Origin of the sequence: Pyrodictium occultum, from assembly GCF_001462395.1 — an archaeon.
GTDB classification, from domain to species: domain Archaea; phylum Thermoproteota; class Thermoprotei_A; order Sulfolobales; family Pyrodictiaceae; genus Pyrodictium; species Pyrodictium occultum.
In genome coordinates, this window is record NZ_LNTB01000001.1 from 1,149,208 (window position 1) to 1,166,003 (window position 16,796).

A 16,796-nucleotide genomic window follows, 5' to 3' on the forward strand; every position below is an offset into this window, starting at 1 on the left:
CTTTTACGGGCTGAGGGGCTCAGTCAGCCGCCACATAATCATCGGCGGGGCCTCCTGGTTCGGGATGCTCCTCATCGCCCCACGAGAGCACTCCCACCCCCGTCGTGGCACATCCCCCTATATTAGCCCCAAGCCAGCTGTTCAAGGGCTGCAGAGAAGGCCTCACACCCCGGGAGGCTGGGGCCCATGCAGGCTAGTAGGCCGCTTGTAGACGCGCACTGCCACCTATACGAGTTCGGCAACGAGGAGCTGGAGTCCATACTATCACGTGGGATGACCATCGTGGCTGTGGGGGAAGATATAGAGACTAGCAGGAGGGTACTTGAAATAGCTAGAGCAAAGCCGAACGTGATTCCCTGCATAGGCCTTCACCCATGGAATGTGAAGAGCCGTGAGGAGGGCGTAGAGAAGGCTAGGAAAATAGTAGAGATCGCATTGAGCAGCGGGGTTAGATGCATAGGCGAGGTAGGCTTAGACACCAAGTTCGTCCCAGAAACCATTGAGCTTCAACGTGAGGTCTTCAAAGTATTCCTAGAGGCTGCAAGGGATTACAAGCTAGTGCTCAACCTGCATACTGCCGGCACATGGGAGGAAGTCTACCAACTTCTCGTAAAATATGATATAGAAAAGGCTATGTTCCACTGGTACACAGGCCCAATATATCTCATAAGGGACATAGAGGCGTCGGGCTATATGATATCAATAAACCCCGCCGTGAAGATCCAGCGTAAGCATCGTGCCGTCGTAGAGAATGCCCCACTCTCGATAATGTTGACCGAGAGCGACGGCCCCTACGAGTATAAGGGCATGCGGCTGAACCCGTTGATGGTGGAGGAGGTTCTCGAAGTAATAGCAGCTGTAAAGAACATGGATGCTTCAACAGTGGCGCAGCAGATTAGACTCAACCTGAAAAAACTGCATGGAGTCTAGACCAGGCTCCGCCTCTAGTTCTTCTTCTTGCCGAAGAGTATTTCGTCGGGCACTATGCCCCTGTAGGCCTCATAGTATATCGGGTTACTCTTCAGCAGCTTTATGTTGCGTACATACTTCACGTCGGGGCCTACCTTGTCCTTACCATACTTCTTTACGTACTCCTCTATAGGTATCCTGAACTTCTTGAGTATATGGTCGCGGTATATGTCGTTGAGCACATTGTAGGTGCAGAATGGTATCACCCTGCCGTCGGGCGAGAGGTAGTGGATGTTGCACCTCATAACTCTCTCCACATCGTAGTTGTACTGGTCCATGAAGTGCATGTTGCCTAGGAATAGCATCTTGTAGTGTAGCTCCCCCAGCGCCTCATAGCTCCTCTTAAGGAACACGTTGGTTAGCAGCTTTGTTATGTTAAGGTTCTTAGGTAGTTTCTCGCGGTCAACGAACTTCGGCAGATCCTTGACTATGGATGCTATTCGTAGAGCGCGTCTAAACTTGCTGAAGCTTGACTCGGCATCCTTCCGCAGCTCTCCAGTCTTCTGCTCCATATACTCGATGAAGCCTTCGACGTCGAAGAACTCTGTTATCGGTACAAAGCGCTTGGGCAGCCCATCACCGCCCCTCTCAACGAACACGTATGTCGCGGAGCCGCAGGCGGGGTGGTTGCCCATGCATACCTTTAGCTCGCCGCTGAGAGCCTCTATGAAGTAGGCGAACTTTGCCGCAACCGGTATGGGGAACCAGGCGTCGGCAGGTATCTGGCCGTCGGTCTGCTCCTCCACCCATTTCAGCACGTCGGCTATGGTTACCCTATAGCGGCGCCTCGCCTCCTTCTTCATGCGGCCGGTGAGGCTCACGGGCTGGAAGTTGACGCCGCGTACAACGTCTATATGCTTTGCCGCGAACTTGACTATGGCGCCCAACTCCTGGTCGTTAATCGTCCTTATGACTGTCGGCACGAGCACCACGCTTGTCATGCCAGCCTTGCGGAACACCTCGAGGGTGTAGGGGACCTCCCAGTGGTTCTTCGGGTTAGCCCTGGGCGTTACACCGTCAAAGCTCATGTATACGGTGTTTACACCAGCCTCACGTAGCTCCCTCGTATACTTAACAGCCGCGTCGAGGCCCTTCTCGAACCAGAGCCTAGCGAACGTTATGCCGTGAGTGTTTAGCTGTATGTGGGTTACACCCTCCTCCTTGAGCAGCTTTACTATATCCACCAGGTCCTCGCGCAGCGTCGGCTCGCCGCCGGTTATCTGAACGGCCATTGATACACCCTCCTTCTTATACTGGCGTATCATGTGGCGTATCTGTTCAAGCGTTGGCTCGTAGACGTAGCCCATCTTCTCCGCATAGAAGAAGCAGTACCAGCATGACAGGTCGCAGCGGTTTGTCACTACCAGGTTGGCGAGAGCGGTGTGGTTCTTGTGCCTAGAGCAGAGGCCGCAGTTATAGGGGCAGGGAGCTGTCAGCTTCACGTGGGGAGTTACGCCGACACCCTCCTCCTCATACTTCATGAACTTGCGGTAGATCCTGGCGTCGCTGAAGTACAGCTCATCAATGGTGCCATGTGTCGGGCAGGTCTTACGCATGTATATCTTGCCCTCCTTCTCATAGATCACCGCAGGCAGCAGCCTCGAGCAGTACGGGCAGATACTAGTGGTGTAGGCAACGAACTTCTCGCCCTCCTTGAGCTTCGGGATAGGGCCGCCTATCGGGATCCGCTTACCAGCCACCACAACTACCTTGCTCCTAGCATCGTAGATCGCAGGAGACTCCAGGATATCAGGCTTATTAGACCCAGCTGCGTTGTTCCGAGGGATCTTGGTTGAGAGAGCCATAGCACCTTCCCCCTGGCATCTCCACATCCTGAGCTGGGTAGCCATTAGCCCTTGTATAAAAAGGGCTAGCCGTGTGAGCATAGTGCCAGGTACTGACCGTCTATTGTCCTATTCGCATTAGCATGCAAAGCCGGATACGGAGAGAAGATGCATCTGGCCCCCAAGCAGCCTGCCAAGCTCATGGTCTCCCCGGAAGGGGCGACGCCTCGCAACCTCCGCCGCTTTGGCCCTCCCGATGAGCTTGGAGAGGAGCGTTAAGCTAGCCCTATTGGCGTCGAGGGGCACTGGGAGGCCTCGGACGCTCCTGGCGGAGTAACCGTATACAGCTATATCGATAACTTTCCTGCCCTCTATTCTGCAAGGTATCTCCACTACTACGGGGTAGCTGCCAGCCTGCCTAGCGAAGGTGACCCCGCGGTGCGAGTCGTAGCGCTCTATATAGACTTCTCTCAGCACCGAGCCTCGGGGAAGCAGCCTCTCCAGGAAGAGCCTCGAGTATATGTTAGCTATATGCTGGAACCTCTTAGCTAGACTGCGGTGCCTCTCAACAAGCCTCGTCCCAACACTAGCCATGGACGTGCCTGGAAGCACGAGCACTTTCCTAACATTTATACGGCGTACCAGCAGTCCCCGCTCGTATACAGTCTTGAGAAACTCCTCGTTCAGCCTATACGTCTCAGCCGTCTCCCCCCGGAGGCCGAGCACGAAGTTGAGCCCGGGCAGTAGCTCGGGGAGCCCGTTGTAGCCCCTAGCCGAGCCATACTTGTTTATAATCTCTATAGCCTTGAGCGACTCATCCGGCATCGTCTTGAGGTTGTTCTCCTTCACGACTTTGGGGTCGGCTGTCTCTATTCCCAGCGCTGCTACGTCGCCAGGTGTGTGGTACCTTATTATGGTCTTGAGCGCCTCTATACTCTCCTTCTCATGCCTCACTATGGTGCCTGGGTTCACGTTGTCTATGTGGAGGGTCTTTAGCCCGGGTGCGGCAGCCCTTATCCCGTGGAGCAGCCTCTCAAGCGCCTCTGGGCTGGGCTTAGGCCACTCCTCCTGGTCTAGCTCAGGGCTCCCGTAGACTAGTATGTCGGCCTGCCTGCCCAGCCTGAAGTGCCTCACACCTGCCCGGTAGAGCGCCTCCACCTCCCGGACTACGTCTCTGGGCTCCCTCTGCCTCGGCCTACCGTAGAGCTTTGTAACACAGAAGCTACAGCCGCCGCTTATCCACCTGCTGCAGCTCCGGTACGTCTCTATCTCTGCAACCAGGTTGTAGCCGTGGTTCGGGTGTTGTTCGGCTATCCGGGCACCCTTTACAGCTATCTCACCAACAAGCTTCATATCAGTCATTATGCGCCAGGGCTCAGCCCTCTCTGGGCCGTAGCGGGCGTAGTCTATCATGTAGGCCTCCGGGTCGCCGGTGACTATCACGTCAAACGCGTCTCTAACCTCTCTAGGCAGGGCCGCTACTGTGCCGCCCTCGTTCCCTATGCCCCAGCGCGCAGCCGCTCCTGCGAGGATCTTGAAGGGCTTCTCCACTAGCCGGAACCACTGCTTCAGCTCCTCCAGCCTTATCGGCTCCCCGCCCAGGTACTTGCCAGGCACGACAGCACCCGCTATGACAACCACCGTGTCGTAGGTGTTGGCCCTCCTTATGAACCCGGCTACATCCCTCCTAGCCTCGTCCACGGTTATGTAGTGTATGACTGTCGTCTTGTCTGCAAGCCAGAAGGCCCCGGCTATATAGCGTGGGTAAACGTCTATGTAAGGCGGCACGCCGAAGCCTGCCGGCTCATCGGTATAGCCGTCTAGGATCAGCACCCTACGGGGCTTAGCCATAGCCCCACCCGACTCTATTCAGGTAGCGAGGAGCCCCTCAGCTGACAGGCTCGAAGACGAGGCCGAGCCTCCTGGCATACTCGTAGACCCTCTCAATCTCCTCCCTCGTGGGGGTCCTGGCTATCTCGGGCCAGCGTCGAGGATACCGGGCCACCAGGTGCTCAGGCCGGTACTGGTCCATTATATTGACGAGCACCCGGTCCCGGGGCAGGTTCTCGGCTATCCACCTAAGCACTGGTATGCTGCAGCACTCGACATGCGAGGGCAGCACCAGGTGCCTTATTATCATGTCAGCCCACTCCACCGCGGCCCGTAGGTTGCGGGTAACCACCTCAAAGTAGCGCGGGACGGCCGAGAGCCTCATAGCGCAGCGGTCATTGCCGTACTTGAAGTCGGGGAGCCAGAGATCCACTATATCCACGAGTATATCCAGAGCCTCCGGAGTCATGTACATGTTGGAGTTCCATATCTGCGGCACGTTTACATCCAGGTGGAGTAGAGACTCTACAATAACCGGCAGGCTGGGCGTAGGCTCGCCCCCAACATGGTTTATATTCCTAGCGCCGTGTACTCTTAGCATCTTCTGGATCCAGGCTAGTTTCCTAGCGTTTATAGCCTCGCCCCTGCGGGCGGCAGTCTGGCTAACATCGTGGTTCTGGCAGTAGACGCAGGTAAAGTTGCAGCCTCCATAGAATATGGTGCCGCTGGGGACGAGGGGTGCCTCCTCCCCTAGATGGTGGAACCAGCTATGCACATAGACCCTCGAGTCGAGCCTGCAGGCTCCGATCCTCCTGCTCCTGTCTATCATGCATCTCCTCTCGCAGAGCCTACAGGGGTTCGCAAGCCTCCAGGCCAGGACAGCGTCAACGTGTAGCAGTGTATACCTGGGCTTGCTGCGGAACTCCTTCCTAAGTGCCTCGAGGGTTAGCTCCCCTCTCCGAGCCTCGCGGAGAAGGCTCTCGAAGACCCTCCTCGCGGATTTTTTCAGATCCTGGAGCCCCTCATAGTCGAGGCGCCAGGGGTCCTCATCAACCTCTACACTCCTGGCTATCATGAACTTGGCCGGCGCCTCATCCCTCATCACGCGGTAGTACCATGAGAGCCTCCTCCTTACCTCAGGGTCGCTCCATACCGCCACCGCGTCGGGCCTAAGCCTTCTCCAGAGCCTCTCCGGCACGAAGCGCTCAAATAGAAGCAAGGAGAGTCTACACCCCACCAACTCTATAGTCCCTGCGCCTCGGCCCACCGGGCCCCCCTTAGTCTCTGCCACTCCTCTGCCCTACCGCCTCCCCACGCCTCTCCATGAATATACGGTAGGCCTTCCACTCGGGGAGGGATGCATAGTACTCAGCAAGCTCGTAGAGCCTCATAAGCTCCTCCCTAGTGGCGAAGTCTATGGGCTCTCCTCTATGGCCTGCTCTACTCCACCGCCGGTGGAGCTCCTCCACTAGGGCTGACACGTAGGGGTCGCTGTAGAAAGCCGCCTGGTTAGCCCGCGGGGCCCCCTCTACGAGGCTTAATATGCGGCTCTTCAAGTCCATTAGGAGGCCCTAATACGTATGAAAGGGTTCGGGCACGCACTATTATGCTGTCGGGCGGCTACTCCCGCTTCCCGGCAGGGTATATTGCTTCCTTGGGTGCCTTGGAGAACGGCTCTAGGTATTTGCGCAGCACCTTCGGTATGACAACAGTGCCGTCGGGCTCCTGGAAGTTCTCCAGTATTGCCGTTATAGTCCTCGTTGACGCTATAGCTGTGGAGTTTAGGGTGTGGACATACTCCCTAACCATGCCCTTTCTCCTCACAAGCCTTATGTTGAGCCTATAGCTCTGCCAGTCGGTAGTGTTGCTTGCGCTGACCATCTCCCGGTACCTGCCCTGAGCAGGCATCCAAGCCTCGAGATCATACTTCTTCGCCGCGGGCGCTCCGAGCTCGCCGGAGGCCGCGTTGACTACCCGGTAGGGTATTCCGAGACCCTGGAATAGCTCCTCGGCATTGCGTATGAGTTCCTCGAGTATATCCCAGCTCTCCTCGGGCTTCGCGTAGACGAACTGCTCCACCTTGTGGAACTGGTGTACCCGGAATATACCCTTGAGGTCCCTATTGCCGGCGCCAGCCTCCTTGCGGAAGCATGGGCTTACCCCGACCAGTTTTATTGGCAGCTCGTCCTCCATTATCTCCTCGTTTGAGTAGAGGCCCGCCAGCGGGTGCTCGGCCGTAGCTATGAGGTAGAGATCCTCGCCCTCAACCTTGTATATGGCGTCCCTAAACGTCTCCATGTCTATTACCCCCATGAGTATCCGGTGTCTTATCATGTAGGGCGGGAGCACCAGCCGATAGCCCTTTGAGGTAAGCTTGTCTATCGCGTACATGAGCAGGGCAAAGTCCAGCCAGACGAGGTCGTCAAAGAGGTAGTAGAACCTGGAGCCAGCCACCTCGGCGGCCTTTGCAGTGTTGCCTAGCTTAAGTACTCTTTCCAGCATATCCGCGTGGCCTACCGGCTTCCAGTCAATAACCTCGTAGTCTACCTTGAAGCCCCACTTTTCTGTCTGCTCGCGGAACCTGTCAAGGAAGCCGCGGTAGACCTTGGGCCTCCCCCAGAACCTTATGGGCATATTGTACTCATCCGACTCGCCCACAGGCACGGATTCATGGACTATGTTGGGGAGCGAGAGAAGCAGTCTCTCCCGCTCCTCCTCTACCCGCTTAAGCTCTGCCTCGAGCCTCTCCCTCTCTTTTAGCAGTCTTTTAGCCTCTTCTATCAGCTTCCTCCTCTCCTCTGGATCCTTAGTCCTGGCTATGCTATGTGTAATCACGTTATGCTTATGCCTAATCTCGTCGACGGTACGCTTGAGCCTACGCCATTGCTCGTCCAGGCCGCGGAGCCTATCAACCATAGAGGGATCCATGAAGCGCTTCCGCAGGCTCTCCCGGAGCACATCCGGGCTCTCTCGGAGGTAGCGGAGCAGGCTCCACGTCAAGCCTGATAGGCACCCATTGTAGACAGCACCACCCCCATCTCTATAAAGGCTAAGGCAGGGTCCATTGGCGTTGCCCCGCGTCTTTCAGAGGGGAAATGTTGGGCCGAGAGGGAGGGGCCGGGTCAGCTCTGGTGGTCCCCTCCCCACCGAAGGTGTCGGATGCCAGCCTTTGCTCTTTTGTTCTGTCACACCCGGCCCCTGGGGATGCCCACCCAGGGAGCCTGGCGGAATAAATGAGCCGGGATAAATCATGATATCAGTGCCGGCGGCTTCCAATCCCCTATACGGCGTTAGGGGGGACGCGCTCCCCTGGGCGGTGGCTCAGCTATCCTCGTTCTTCCCGCCTTCCTCCTGGGAGCCGCCATACATTTCGTCGTAACGCTTGATCCACTCTTCCACCACGTCATAGCCGAAGAGCTCCTGCAGAAGCTTGCGACCCTCCGGTGTCACCCTTCGCGGGTCCCAGGGCGTCTCTATATCAAGCTCGACCTCGACGTCCTTAACCTCGGGCACGTTCTGGCGAATGGCCTCCTCAGCCATGAGTGCTATCTGGCCTGTAACCGGGCACCCAGGGGCGGTTACGCCGAGCCTAACCTTCACCTTGCCACCCTCGAACTTAATGTCATACACTAGCCCTAGATCGTAGACATTTACAGGTATTTCCGGGTCGTACACCGTTCTAAGTGCCTCTATGACCTTCTTCTTTATCTCCTCGGCATTCGCCTCATTCTGTCCACTCTGCTTAACTGCCTGCGCCTGTGTGCCTGCCAAGGCACTCTATACCCCCAAGCTTTTATCCACACTAACTTGAAGCGGGTAGCTTGAAGTATATCTTTAGCGCTAGAGGCTACACGGCATATCTAGCCGCCCCGTAGGCTTCTCTAAAAGAGTCTCCGGAGCAGGGTAGCGCGTGCAGCCAGGTAGGCTATGAAGGGGGATGCAAGGGTCAGCGTTATACCCGCTACGAGTAGAGCTGTACTCTGCCTAGTGGCGCCGAGGTATGCTATGTAGATTGCAGCAGCAGCCAGGGGGATAAGCAGGGCGTTAATGATGGCGGCACCCCTCTTAAAGGCCTCGCTTTCCTGGGCTATGTGTAGCATTAAGGAGGGCCTCCAGTTTACCCAGCATATTCCGCACTCTAGATTTTGCTGTTTCGCAGTTGGGCGCTGACGCTAGCACCTTAACCTCTACTACCGGCTCCCTTACTTCGTGGCCCTTAGGGTGGCTCTTCACGTAACAGTCGCTGCAGCTCTTCGCGGCCCGTCGGAGCAGCGGAGCCAGGGTGGACTCGGGCACACCTCTTATGGTGATTCCCTCCTCGACCACGCAGAGTCTTGGGAGGAAGGGTTTAAGCTTCTTTAGAGCCTCCTGGAGCATTGCCTCCATCTCCGCGGGGACGCCTGGCAGCATTATGATATGGGATCCAGAGTAGATTATGTAGGCGCCAGGAGCCGCGCCCACCGGGTTGGGGAGCGGCTCTGCCCCCCTAGGCAGATAGGCCATTTTTATCCTCTCCCTGGTTAGGGGTAGCCCCTTCTCCCCATAAAACTTCTTAACCATCTCCAGGGCCTCCGGGTTTAGGACTAGCGGCTCGTCTATGGCGGCTGCAACAGCCTCCATAGTCATGTCATCATCCGTCGGCCCGAGGCCCCCCGTGGTCACGACTATGTCAGCGCTCCCCAGGGCCTCTCTTACAGCTGTAGCTATCTCGTCGATGCTATCCCCTACGACTACTATACGCTTCACGAGCACGCCGCGTAGGGTAAGCTCCCTGGCTATTGTGGCTGCATTAGTGTTCACAGTCCTGCCTATAAGGAGCTCATTGCCGATAGTTATTATCCAGGCGCGCGGCCTGTACAAGGGGCGCTACCCTAAAACTCGGGCGTAACGGCTAGTATTCAACCGGCGCGCCGCCCCCCGGACAGCCCCGCGGCACGGGGCCTGGATGAGGGTAAGGGGACTTGCCTCCCGCAATCTTCGTTGCTCACCGCCTCAGCGCTGCCGAGACCCGTGGCCTAGTATAGCAGGTAGAGCTTCCCATCCTCTATGGTGTCCACGTCGAAGCAGTAATGAACCCTCGTATACTCCTTTCTGTACTCCTTAACCTCCTCAGCCACCTTCCTTGGGTCCTCCCTGTCTATTAGAACTCTCCTCATAAACCTTGCTATATCCTTCATATTGTCTTCCTTCATACCGAATCTGGTCATCTCCTGGACGCCAAGCCGGAGCCCGCTCGGATCCTTTATCGCGTCAGGTGGGTCATAGGGCAGCAGGTTTTTGTTAACTATTATGTTGGCGTCCTCTAGCAGCTTGGCCGCCTTAGCGCCACCTCCCTGAGGCCTGACGTCGAGCACAACCTGGTGGCTCTTCGTGTACCCCAGATGCTCCCCCAGCACTTTGAAGCCCTCAGCAGCCAGAGCCTCAGCCAGCGCCCTGGCGTTTCTGACGACTTGATCCGCGTAGGCCTCGCCGAAGTACTTCATCTCTACAGCTGTAACAGCTAGGGCTGGAAGGCGGTGAAGGTGGTGATTACTGACGAAGTAGGGGAAAACGGCGCGGGATACGCGCTTGTAGATCTCCTCATCCCTTGTAGCTATTATGCCTCCCTGCGGCCCTGGAAACGTCTTGTGGGTCGAGGCAGTCATCACGTCTGCACCATGGTCTAGGGGATTGCGCCACCTCTTGCCAGCTATGAGGCCGAGCACGTGGGCGGCATCATAGACTAGCTTTGCGCCCACGGAGTGGGCTGCTTCAGCTACCTCTTTCACGGGGTGCGGGAAGAGGTAGACGCTAGCCCCGAGGACGACGAAGCTGGGCTTAACCTCCTCTATCAACTTGACGGCCTTGTCCACGTCAACATTCATACGCTCCGGATCGTAGGGCATCTCTATGTGCTCTATACAGAGCGCGCCTAGAGTGCCGAACTTCGTGTGGCTCACATGCGCGCCTGCCTGGACCGGGGCTATTACCGCCTTGGAGCCGCAAGCGCCGAGGACGCGGAAAACGGAGGCGTTGGCAGTGGTGCCGCTGATAGGCCTCGGGTCCACATAGCCGGCGTTAAGCAGCTCCCCCATGAGCCTCATAACTCTAACCTCTACCTCGTCTACATAGCGGGTCCCCTGGTAGTAGCGCTTGAAGGGCTTCCCTTCAGCGTAGCGGTGCATCATATCGCTCATGTAGGCGGAGTCTGCCAGAGGGCTCATTACGTTCTCGCTTGCTATCAGGTTTATGGTCTCGAATCTCCTCCACCGGTTGTGCATCCTTGTGAACTCGAGAACCTCGCGCAGCTCCTTGGGCAGCGTGGAGAGCCGGCTACTCCCAGAGTCCTGCATTATGCTGGGCACCAGTTAACACGGTAAAAACGGGGGGTAATAGTGGAAACCCTCCTAAGCCTGAGCTCTGGCGTGCTGAGCGGCAGGGTGCCTGGCAGACTCTATGATTCTACGCGCCTTCTCCACAGCCTGCTCAACTATATCGTAGGTGACCGGGACGCCCACCTCATGCTCGAGCCTCCGAAGCAGCCAGTAAGCGTCTATCGGGTCTTTCCACTCGTCCATGTGCTCTACCAGCACCTCTGCCGCGCGGTCAGCGGCCGAGAGCATCCTCTCATCAATATAGTCGCCCGTCTTAGCCCTACTCCTACCAGTCAACGTCGGGCCCCAGGCCCTCTGTCGGGGGTCTCTCCTCTATTTGGTGTTACTCTCGGCTAAACGTACTACTGGATTAGAATGTAGCTGTATCCGCGGTCTAGGGCGCCGGCACCTATAGGCGCTTCCGTCAGCAGGTGGGTGGCTGTTCCCCGGGTTACCTGGCTGTAGTAGCTTAAGCCGCAGCGCGTTGTCCCGAATACTTGCACCGGGGTCTCTCCGTGTCTGCAGCAGAGGCCGGAGCGGCGGTCCCCGTATACGAGGCAGGCATCGCCCTCGAGGCGGAGGCGGCATTTGCAGCTGACATAGAGATCCATGTTTGCGGCGCTCTAGACCCCGCAACAGAGGAGCTTATAGCCAATGCGCGTAAAGCGGCCAAGATACTGAAGGAGGAGTATGGGATCGAGGCGCTGATAATACCCAGCACGGTGTACTGGGATATAGCTCATATAGGGACGATTACCCCCTACAACCTACCCGTACTCGTCATAAACGGGATGGAGGTCTCCGAGGGCCGGGTGCCTGGGGTCGAGGAGATAGTTGATACGGCCCTATCTCTCCTCGGCTACAAGGGAGATAAGCCGCATGGCCTACCCTTGTTCAAAGGCCATGACGATGCAGTCAGCGCTGCTGCATCCGCCTGGTAGCTTCTCCACGCTTACACCGCGCCTCCCCATGAAGCTCGCCTTACAAGCTCCTTCCTCTACTCTCCCCCTGCGGCTTCTCTCCAGGAGTATGCACGCGACGGCAGCCGCAGCCCCGGCCACCGCGTCCTCCAGGTCCCAGCCCTTCCAGAGCCCATAGAGCGTCAGTACTGATAACATGTCGCCCGCTCCGGTGGAGACGGCCTCCACCCGGCGAGGCCTCACGGCCAGGGCGCTGCCGTCCCCTAGCACGGCGAGCGCCCCCCTCGGCCCAGCGGTGACAAGGAGGGCTGAGTAGGGGGCGTGACGGTGTAGCCGAACCGCCTCTGCGGCCCACGCCGCCCCCGCCACATCCTCTAGGCTGAGCTTAACCGCAGCGAAGCCTCCAGGCTCCGCGGGCTGCTCGAGGAATGCGAGTACGCCTCTGCTGAAAGCCTCGACCTCGCCGCCGCCGTTAACCCTGCCAAACCCCTGCACGTCGACTATGGCCAGCCGGTAGTGGGTGAGCAGTCTCGCCGCCTCCGCGGGCTCCAGCTCGCCTAGAACCGGGGACACGAGTGCCGCGTCTCCGCGGGGATCCGGCTCCAGGGGGTCGGGCTCTCGCAGCACTCGCAGCCTTCTCCCCCCGTGGCCCTCCTTTACAGCAAACACTGTGGCGCACTCGTAGCCCTCCGCGTGGACTGAGCCGGGGCACCAGTCGGCGTCAAGGTACCATTCTGCGTCAATGCATGTAGGGAGTGCAAGCCTGACACGTGCATCAGCAGCCCCTATAGCATGGAGTGCGAGCTGGGCGTAGTAGGCCGGCCCGCCTCTGCAGAGCCTATCCTCTATAACGTCTAGCGTTGGGGAGGAGTAGACGTCGATAACCAGCATTGTAGTCTACTCCTCTCTGTCCTGCTCCTCGGCCGGAGCAGCCACAACCCGGATCCCGGAAGCCCTACTGGTGTGGGAGAACAGGTGGTTCACCAGGTCCCTTGGGCTAAAGAAGTAGGAGGCCTTGTCGCCCGTGCCGCATATGGGGCAGGCGAGCAGCATTGTAACCCGGTCTCTGAGAGCCTTGACCCTCACACCGTCGACTTCCACGACCACTTCCTCCCACTTGGGGTCCCACTGTAGAGACACTGCCCTCGGCCCCCTACCCGCTTATCCTGGCCTCGTACTCCTCGATAAGCATGTTAACCTTTTTAATCCAGCTAGGCAGCCCGCTGGGCTCCTCCGGGTACTCCGTGTAGAGCTGTCTTATGCGCTTCATATAGTCAGCCACTGTCTTCAGCTTGGCCAGTAGGCTCGGCCTTCTCAAGCCGCGGAGCACTATCATAGCTTTCTCTACTACGGGTATTCTTAGCTCGCCGCTGCTACTCGTATAGTACACGTCCTGCTCCGGCACAAGCCTCTTCTCCATGCCGAATCTTATCTCATCGTTGCTCAGCCTCTGGAGGAACCTGCGGAATATGTCTAGGGCAGCCTGCTTAGCCCCCAGGTCCCTCATGTACCTTCTATTTATACCCCAGAGCCCCCGCTCGCTGAAGTCGTTAGCGTTGTAGGCCTCCTCGTAGGCCAGCGCTGCATAGTAGGCAGCGCGGAACGCGTACCCCATCCCACCCCCGTGCACCGGGTTAACAGTGTAGCCGGCATCGCCCACAACGAGTATCCCAGGGCCGGCCAGCGTGTTAGATGGCCGCCGGGTGGGCAGTGGGGCTCCAGCACTCTTCACTACCCTGAACCGATGCCTCATTAGAGGATGGTTCAGCAGCTTCTCGCGGTAAAGAGTCATGGGGTTAGGGTGGCCCATACCGCCCTGGACGCCGAGCCCCACGTTGACGCCGTGGCTGGATTCGGGGAAGTACCACCAGTAGCCCCCAGGCGCAATATTCTGGTCAATGTATATCCTTATTACGTCCGGCTCCTCTATCGTGTAGTCCTCGTATTCTATTATCTCCCGGTACGCTATATTAGTGTCCTTGGGGTCTATATCCTCGTATATGGGCCAGTCTCGAGGCAGCCGGGATCTGACTGCCCTCGAGAACCCGGTAGCCTCCACCACCACGTTTGCATATACTTCCCTAACGCCGTTCTCCGTCTTCACGCGGAGCCCAGTAACCATGCCATTGCTGATTATGGGGCCTAGGACTCTTGCATTAAAGTACACCTCAGCCCCCTTGTTGGAGGCCTCGTCTAGGAGCCACTTCCCGAACCTGGCGCGGTCTATTATATAGCCCTCTCCATATATACGGTATCTCGTGGTCTCGCCGGGAGAGTAGATGTCGATAGCTCTAACCTTGTTCTTAACCACGTGGCTCGGCGGCTCCGGGAGACCGGCCTCCCTAGGGTGATGAGCCCCGATGGCGTCGCCGCACGGCTTACCCCACACGTCGCTGGGATCCCTCATGTCGAACCCTGCAACCCGGAACCCCATCCTGGCGAGATGCCATAATGCAACACTGCCCGCAGGACCGAGCCCGGCTATGACAGCGTCGTATCTGGCTTGCATCAGTGACGCCCCGCTGCGGCAGCCACGAGATGAGCCCCGAAAGGGGCCTTTTTATGCAGCACTATAGTCCTACCAAGAGCCTTAATAGGACCCTTGCGGCCCTTCTTAATGTAGTATGGAGGGATAGGGCATGTCCTTCATATGGAGGCGCAGGTTCAGTGATATATTCGATGAGATAGAGGACATGATAAGGGAGATGGAAAGGCTAGCGATGAGTATGATGGAGAATATAGGGGCCAGAGCCCTCGGATACCCCGGCGAAGAAGTGAGGGGGCCACTGATCTACGGCGTGAGGATAACAATAGGGCCTGATGGCAGGCCGATAATAGAGGAGTTTGGCAACGTGAAGAGGCGTGGCCGCAGAGCGATAGTCGAAGAGCGCCGAGAACCGCTCGTCGACGTGATAGATGAGAAGGATAGGGTAGTGGTTGTAGCTGAGATGCCAGGCGTGGACAAGGACAAGATAGACGTCCGGGTTAAGGACGGGAAGCTAATAATAAAGGCGGAGGATAAGGATAGGAAGTACTACAAGGAGATAGAGCTACCCCCCGACATAAAGCCCGAGACCGCCAAGGCCAAGTATAAGAACGGCGTCCTTGAGGTAGTCATCGAGAAAGAGAGGAAAGAAGAGGAGGAGGAAAAGGGCGGTATAAAGATAAGGGTTGAGTAAAGCTAGTTTTTACCACTCTCACTGCTCTCTTCGCCTGGAGCATTCGTCACTATGTAGCCAAGCTCCTCAAGTTCCTTCTTGCTGACGGGCTCGACCCTAGCCTTGCTAGACACTATGGTGCTCACACCCTCCGGGTCTACGAGTACGAGAGTGAACTTCAGCTTCCCCTCCTTAGCGTCCTCTATCAGCCTCTTAGCTTTCTCGCAGGCCTCTTTATCAGCGTCGGGGCTCGAGCATGCAGCCGTGAGGGCCTCTAGGAAACGCTCTAGCACACCCTCAACAGTCGTTATGAACCCCTCCGACGCGGGGCCCGGAGTCATGCTCATCCCGAGCTCCGGTATCAGTATTGAGGCGGAGGAGGCCCTTACAACAAGCGCATTAAGGTCTTCTGCCTTCTCCACGTTAAGGAGTATCTTTCTAGGCTCTTGGGCCTCGGCTAGCCGCACGTCATTAAATCGATAGCCGCAGTTGCTACACTTCCCTGTGGTGAGTATAACCTTGCCAATCATAGGTATCTCGTATAAATAATCCTCTACGCGGAGAGTATGCTTCCCACACACTGGGCACTGGATAACAGCTTCATTCACCTTTACCGGCTCCCTGCTCTCCGGTTTTTCCGGTTTGCTATCCATGGCAGCGCCCTCTCTACTGGAGGCTATCCGGGGGAGGGGGTACTTGAGCTGGCTGGGCACAGGGTTGAAGAGCAGCGTATACCTCCGTTCCAGCCCCTCTCCGGTACTACTAGGCACCTTGTTAAGTTGAGTTAATTAAGCACATAGGCGGGTATACCATGGCATGTTATGTAGTATAATCGAAAACACTCTGTTATTAGTGTAGCCAAGCTTCCTTCACAGACGCGTGGAGAGCTGTAGGACCCTGGTGCTGCTGTGATGGCTTCTAAACAGAGAATTGAACAGAGAATTGAGACCGGCAACGTGTTTGAGGTACCAGTATCACCGCCAAAGAAAGTGGTCTCAGTAAAACTTGAGGTGGATATAATTGAGGAGATGGATAGGCTTTGGCGCTCTCTAGGCTACACAAGCAGGAGCGAATTCATAAGAGAGGCGATACTCTACTACATGCAAGTCGTGGCGTCAAGCCAGACCCTTAAATCATCGGTGTCAACGGCTATAGTTGGAAACAAAGATATGAATGAACCCATTTTGAGCGATGAGGCAGATAGCGACTAGACCTGCTTAGCCGGCATTTTATTTTATCTTTATCGACGTATTGTCGCGAGGATGTACTATGCCGGGGTACCCCTGGCACCCTCACCCTCTTCTCGGCTATTCGACTACTTCTGGCCTCTCTGGGCTCTTATAGATCTAAGCAACTCGGTTAGGGCTTCCCTGAAGGATTGAGAACACTTGTCAAAGTCGTCAATTATCTTATTTATTACTTTCTCGGGGTCTTCTATGTAGTATTTGTATCGGGGTCTCCCTACGCCTGCACGCTTTTCCCGGGATCTCGAGACGAAGCCAGCCTCCATAAGCTTGGCTAGGCTCCTATTGACGGTAGCCTTACTAAGTCCAAGCTTCTTGGTAAGGTCATCTACAGTGTACTGACCGCCCTTCAGCAGCTCGAAGAGAATCAGCGCATCGGTCTCGCTGAGATCATAGCAGAAGCGTAGACCCTCTACGAGAGCAGCTTCACGCCCAGTAGGCAGCTTGAGCTTCATCTCAATAAGGTTTGCCATGGCCCAGAGCCCCACAGCCCTACTACACTATTGCGTAGAGAGTAAGTACATGAAAGATATATTTA

19 protein-coding genes are annotated in these 16,796 nt (G+C 56.8%); 4 read left to right on the plus strand and 15 right to left on the minus strand.

Translation table 11 applies throughout. The features are described 5' to 3' along the window. Positions 1-186: 186 nt before the first annotated feature. Positions 187-930, plus strand: a complete 744-nt coding sequence (locus tag CF15_RS06070; protein WP_058370988.1) for a TatD family hydrolase — start codon at positions 187-189, stop codon at positions 928-930. A 14-nt stretch (positions 931-944) separates the two neighbouring features. Here the strand turns inward: CF15_RS06070 and tes are convergent, their stop codons facing one another. From tes to CF15_RS06120, 10 genes are all read right to left on the minus strand, one after another. Next, positions 945-2,774, minus strand: a complete 1,830-nt coding sequence (tes, locus tag CF15_RS06075; protein ID WP_058370989.1) for a tetraether lipid synthase Tes — start codon at positions 2,772-2,774, stop codon at positions 945-947. 117 nt (positions 2,775-2,891) lie between these two features. After that, positions 2,892-4,604, minus strand: a complete 1,713-nt coding sequence (locus tag CF15_RS06080; protein ID WP_058370990.1) for a radical SAM protein — start codon at positions 4,602-4,604, stop codon at positions 2,892-2,894. 37 nt (positions 4,605-4,641) lie between these two features. Then, positions 4,642-5,802 (minus strand): radical SAM protein, encoded by a 1,161-nt coding sequence (locus CF15_RS06085; RefSeq protein ID WP_058370991.1) that lies wholly within the window; start codon positions 5,800-5,802, stop codon positions 4,642-4,644. A 58-nt stretch (positions 5,803-5,860) separates the two neighbouring features. Further along, positions 5,861-6,139 (minus strand): hypothetical protein, encoded by a 279-nt coding sequence (locus CF15_RS06090; protein WP_058370992.1) that lies wholly within the window; start codon positions 6,137-6,139, stop codon positions 5,861-5,863. Between the two features lie 64 nt (positions 6,140-6,203). Beyond that, the gene (gene serS / locus CF15_RS06095; protein ID WP_058370993.1) at positions 6,204-7,583 is read right to left on the minus strand and encodes a serine--tRNA ligase; all 1,380 of its coding nucleotides are present in this window, start codon (positions 7,581-7,583) and stop codon (positions 6,204-6,206) included. Between the two features lie 321 nt (positions 7,584-7,904). Beyond that, positions 7,905-8,354, minus strand: a complete 450-nt coding sequence (locus CF15_RS06100; protein WP_070807834.1) for a metal-sulfur cluster assembly factor — start codon at positions 8,352-8,354, stop codon at positions 7,905-7,907. A gap of 110 nt (positions 8,355-8,464) precedes the next feature. Continuing rightward, positions 8,465-8,683, minus strand: a complete 219-nt coding sequence (locus tag CF15_RS06105; protein WP_058370994.1) for a hypothetical protein — start codon at positions 8,681-8,683, stop codon at positions 8,465-8,467. Next, on the minus strand, positions 8,649-9,443 hold the full coding sequence (locus CF15_RS06110) for a nicotinamide mononucleotide deamidase-related protein (RefSeq protein ID WP_058370995.1): 795 nt from the start codon (positions 9,441-9,443) through the stop codon (positions 8,649-8,651). The genes CF15_RS06105 and CF15_RS06110 overlap by 35 nt, the downstream gene beginning before the upstream one ends. A 155-nt stretch (positions 9,444-9,598) precedes the next feature. Next, complete coding sequence (gene glyA / locus CF15_RS06115; protein ID WP_058370996.1) at positions 9,599-10,915, minus strand: serine hydroxymethyltransferase; 1,317 nt, start codon at positions 10,913-10,915, stop codon at positions 9,599-9,601. A 54-nt stretch (positions 10,916-10,969) separates the two neighbouring features. Next, on the minus strand, positions 10,970-11,233 hold the full coding sequence (locus tag CF15_RS06120) for a hypothetical protein (RefSeq protein WP_058370997.1): 264 nt from the start codon (positions 11,231-11,233) through the stop codon (positions 10,970-10,972). A gap of 218 nt (positions 11,234-11,451) precedes the next feature. Here CF15_RS06120 and CF15_RS06125 point away from each other — a divergent pair, with 218 nt between their 5' ends. Next, positions 11,452-11,877, plus strand: a complete 426-nt coding sequence (locus tag CF15_RS06125; RefSeq protein ID WP_058370998.1) for a thioredoxin domain-containing protein — start codon at positions 11,452-11,454, stop codon at positions 11,875-11,877. Here CF15_RS06125 and CF15_RS06130 read toward each other — a convergent pair. From CF15_RS06130 to CF15_RS06140, 3 genes are read right to left on the minus strand one after another with little or no spacing between them, the layout of a single operon-like run. After that, positions 11,821-12,747 (minus strand): PfkB family carbohydrate kinase, encoded by a 927-nt coding sequence (locus tag CF15_RS06130; protein WP_058370999.1) that lies wholly within the window; start codon positions 12,745-12,747, stop codon positions 11,821-11,823. The genes CF15_RS06125 and CF15_RS06130 overlap by 57 nt on opposite strands. Before the next feature lie 6 nt (positions 12,748-12,753). Then, complete coding sequence (locus tag CF15_RS06135) at positions 12,754-12,996, minus strand: hypothetical protein (RefSeq protein WP_058371000.1); 243 nt, start codon at positions 12,994-12,996, stop codon at positions 12,754-12,756. Positions 12,997-13,009: 13 nt separating this feature from the next. After that, positions 13,010-14,365 (minus strand): digeranylgeranylglycerophospholipid reductase, encoded by a 1,356-nt coding sequence (locus tag CF15_RS06140; protein ID WP_058371001.1) that lies wholly within the window; start codon positions 14,363-14,365, stop codon positions 13,010-13,012. 130 nt (positions 14,366-14,495) lie between these two features. Here CF15_RS06140 and hsp20 point away from each other — a divergent pair, with 130 nt between their 5' ends. Further along, positions 14,496-15,035 (plus strand): archaeal heat shock protein Hsp20, encoded by a 540-nt coding sequence (hsp20, locus tag CF15_RS06145; RefSeq protein WP_058371002.1) that lies wholly within the window; start codon positions 14,496-14,498, stop codon positions 15,033-15,035. Positions 15,036-15,037: 2 nt separating this feature from the next. Here the strand turns inward: hsp20 and CF15_RS06150 are convergent, their stop codons facing one another. Next, the gene (locus tag CF15_RS06150; protein ID WP_236698157.1) at positions 15,038-15,784 is read right to left on the minus strand and encodes a ZPR1 zinc finger domain-containing protein; all 747 of its coding nucleotides are present in this window, start codon (positions 15,782-15,784) and stop codon (positions 15,038-15,040) included. Between the two features lie 141 nt (positions 15,785-15,925). Between CF15_RS06150 and CF15_RS06155 the strand changes: the two genes are divergently transcribed. After that, a complete protein-coding gene (locus CF15_RS06155) occupies positions 15,926-16,225 on the plus strand; it encodes a ribbon-helix-helix domain-containing protein (RefSeq protein WP_236698202.1) in 300 nt (99 codons plus the stop codon). A gap of 104 nt (positions 16,226-16,329) precedes the next feature. On the opposite strand, the gene lrs14 is transcribed toward CF15_RS06155, so the two are convergent. Continuing rightward, positions 16,330-16,731 (minus strand): Lrs14 family HTH-type transcriptional regulator, encoded by a 402-nt coding sequence (gene lrs14 / locus CF15_RS06160; RefSeq protein ID WP_058371004.1) that lies wholly within the window; start codon positions 16,729-16,731, stop codon positions 16,330-16,332. Between the last annotated feature and the right edge of the window lie 65 nt (positions 16,732-16,796).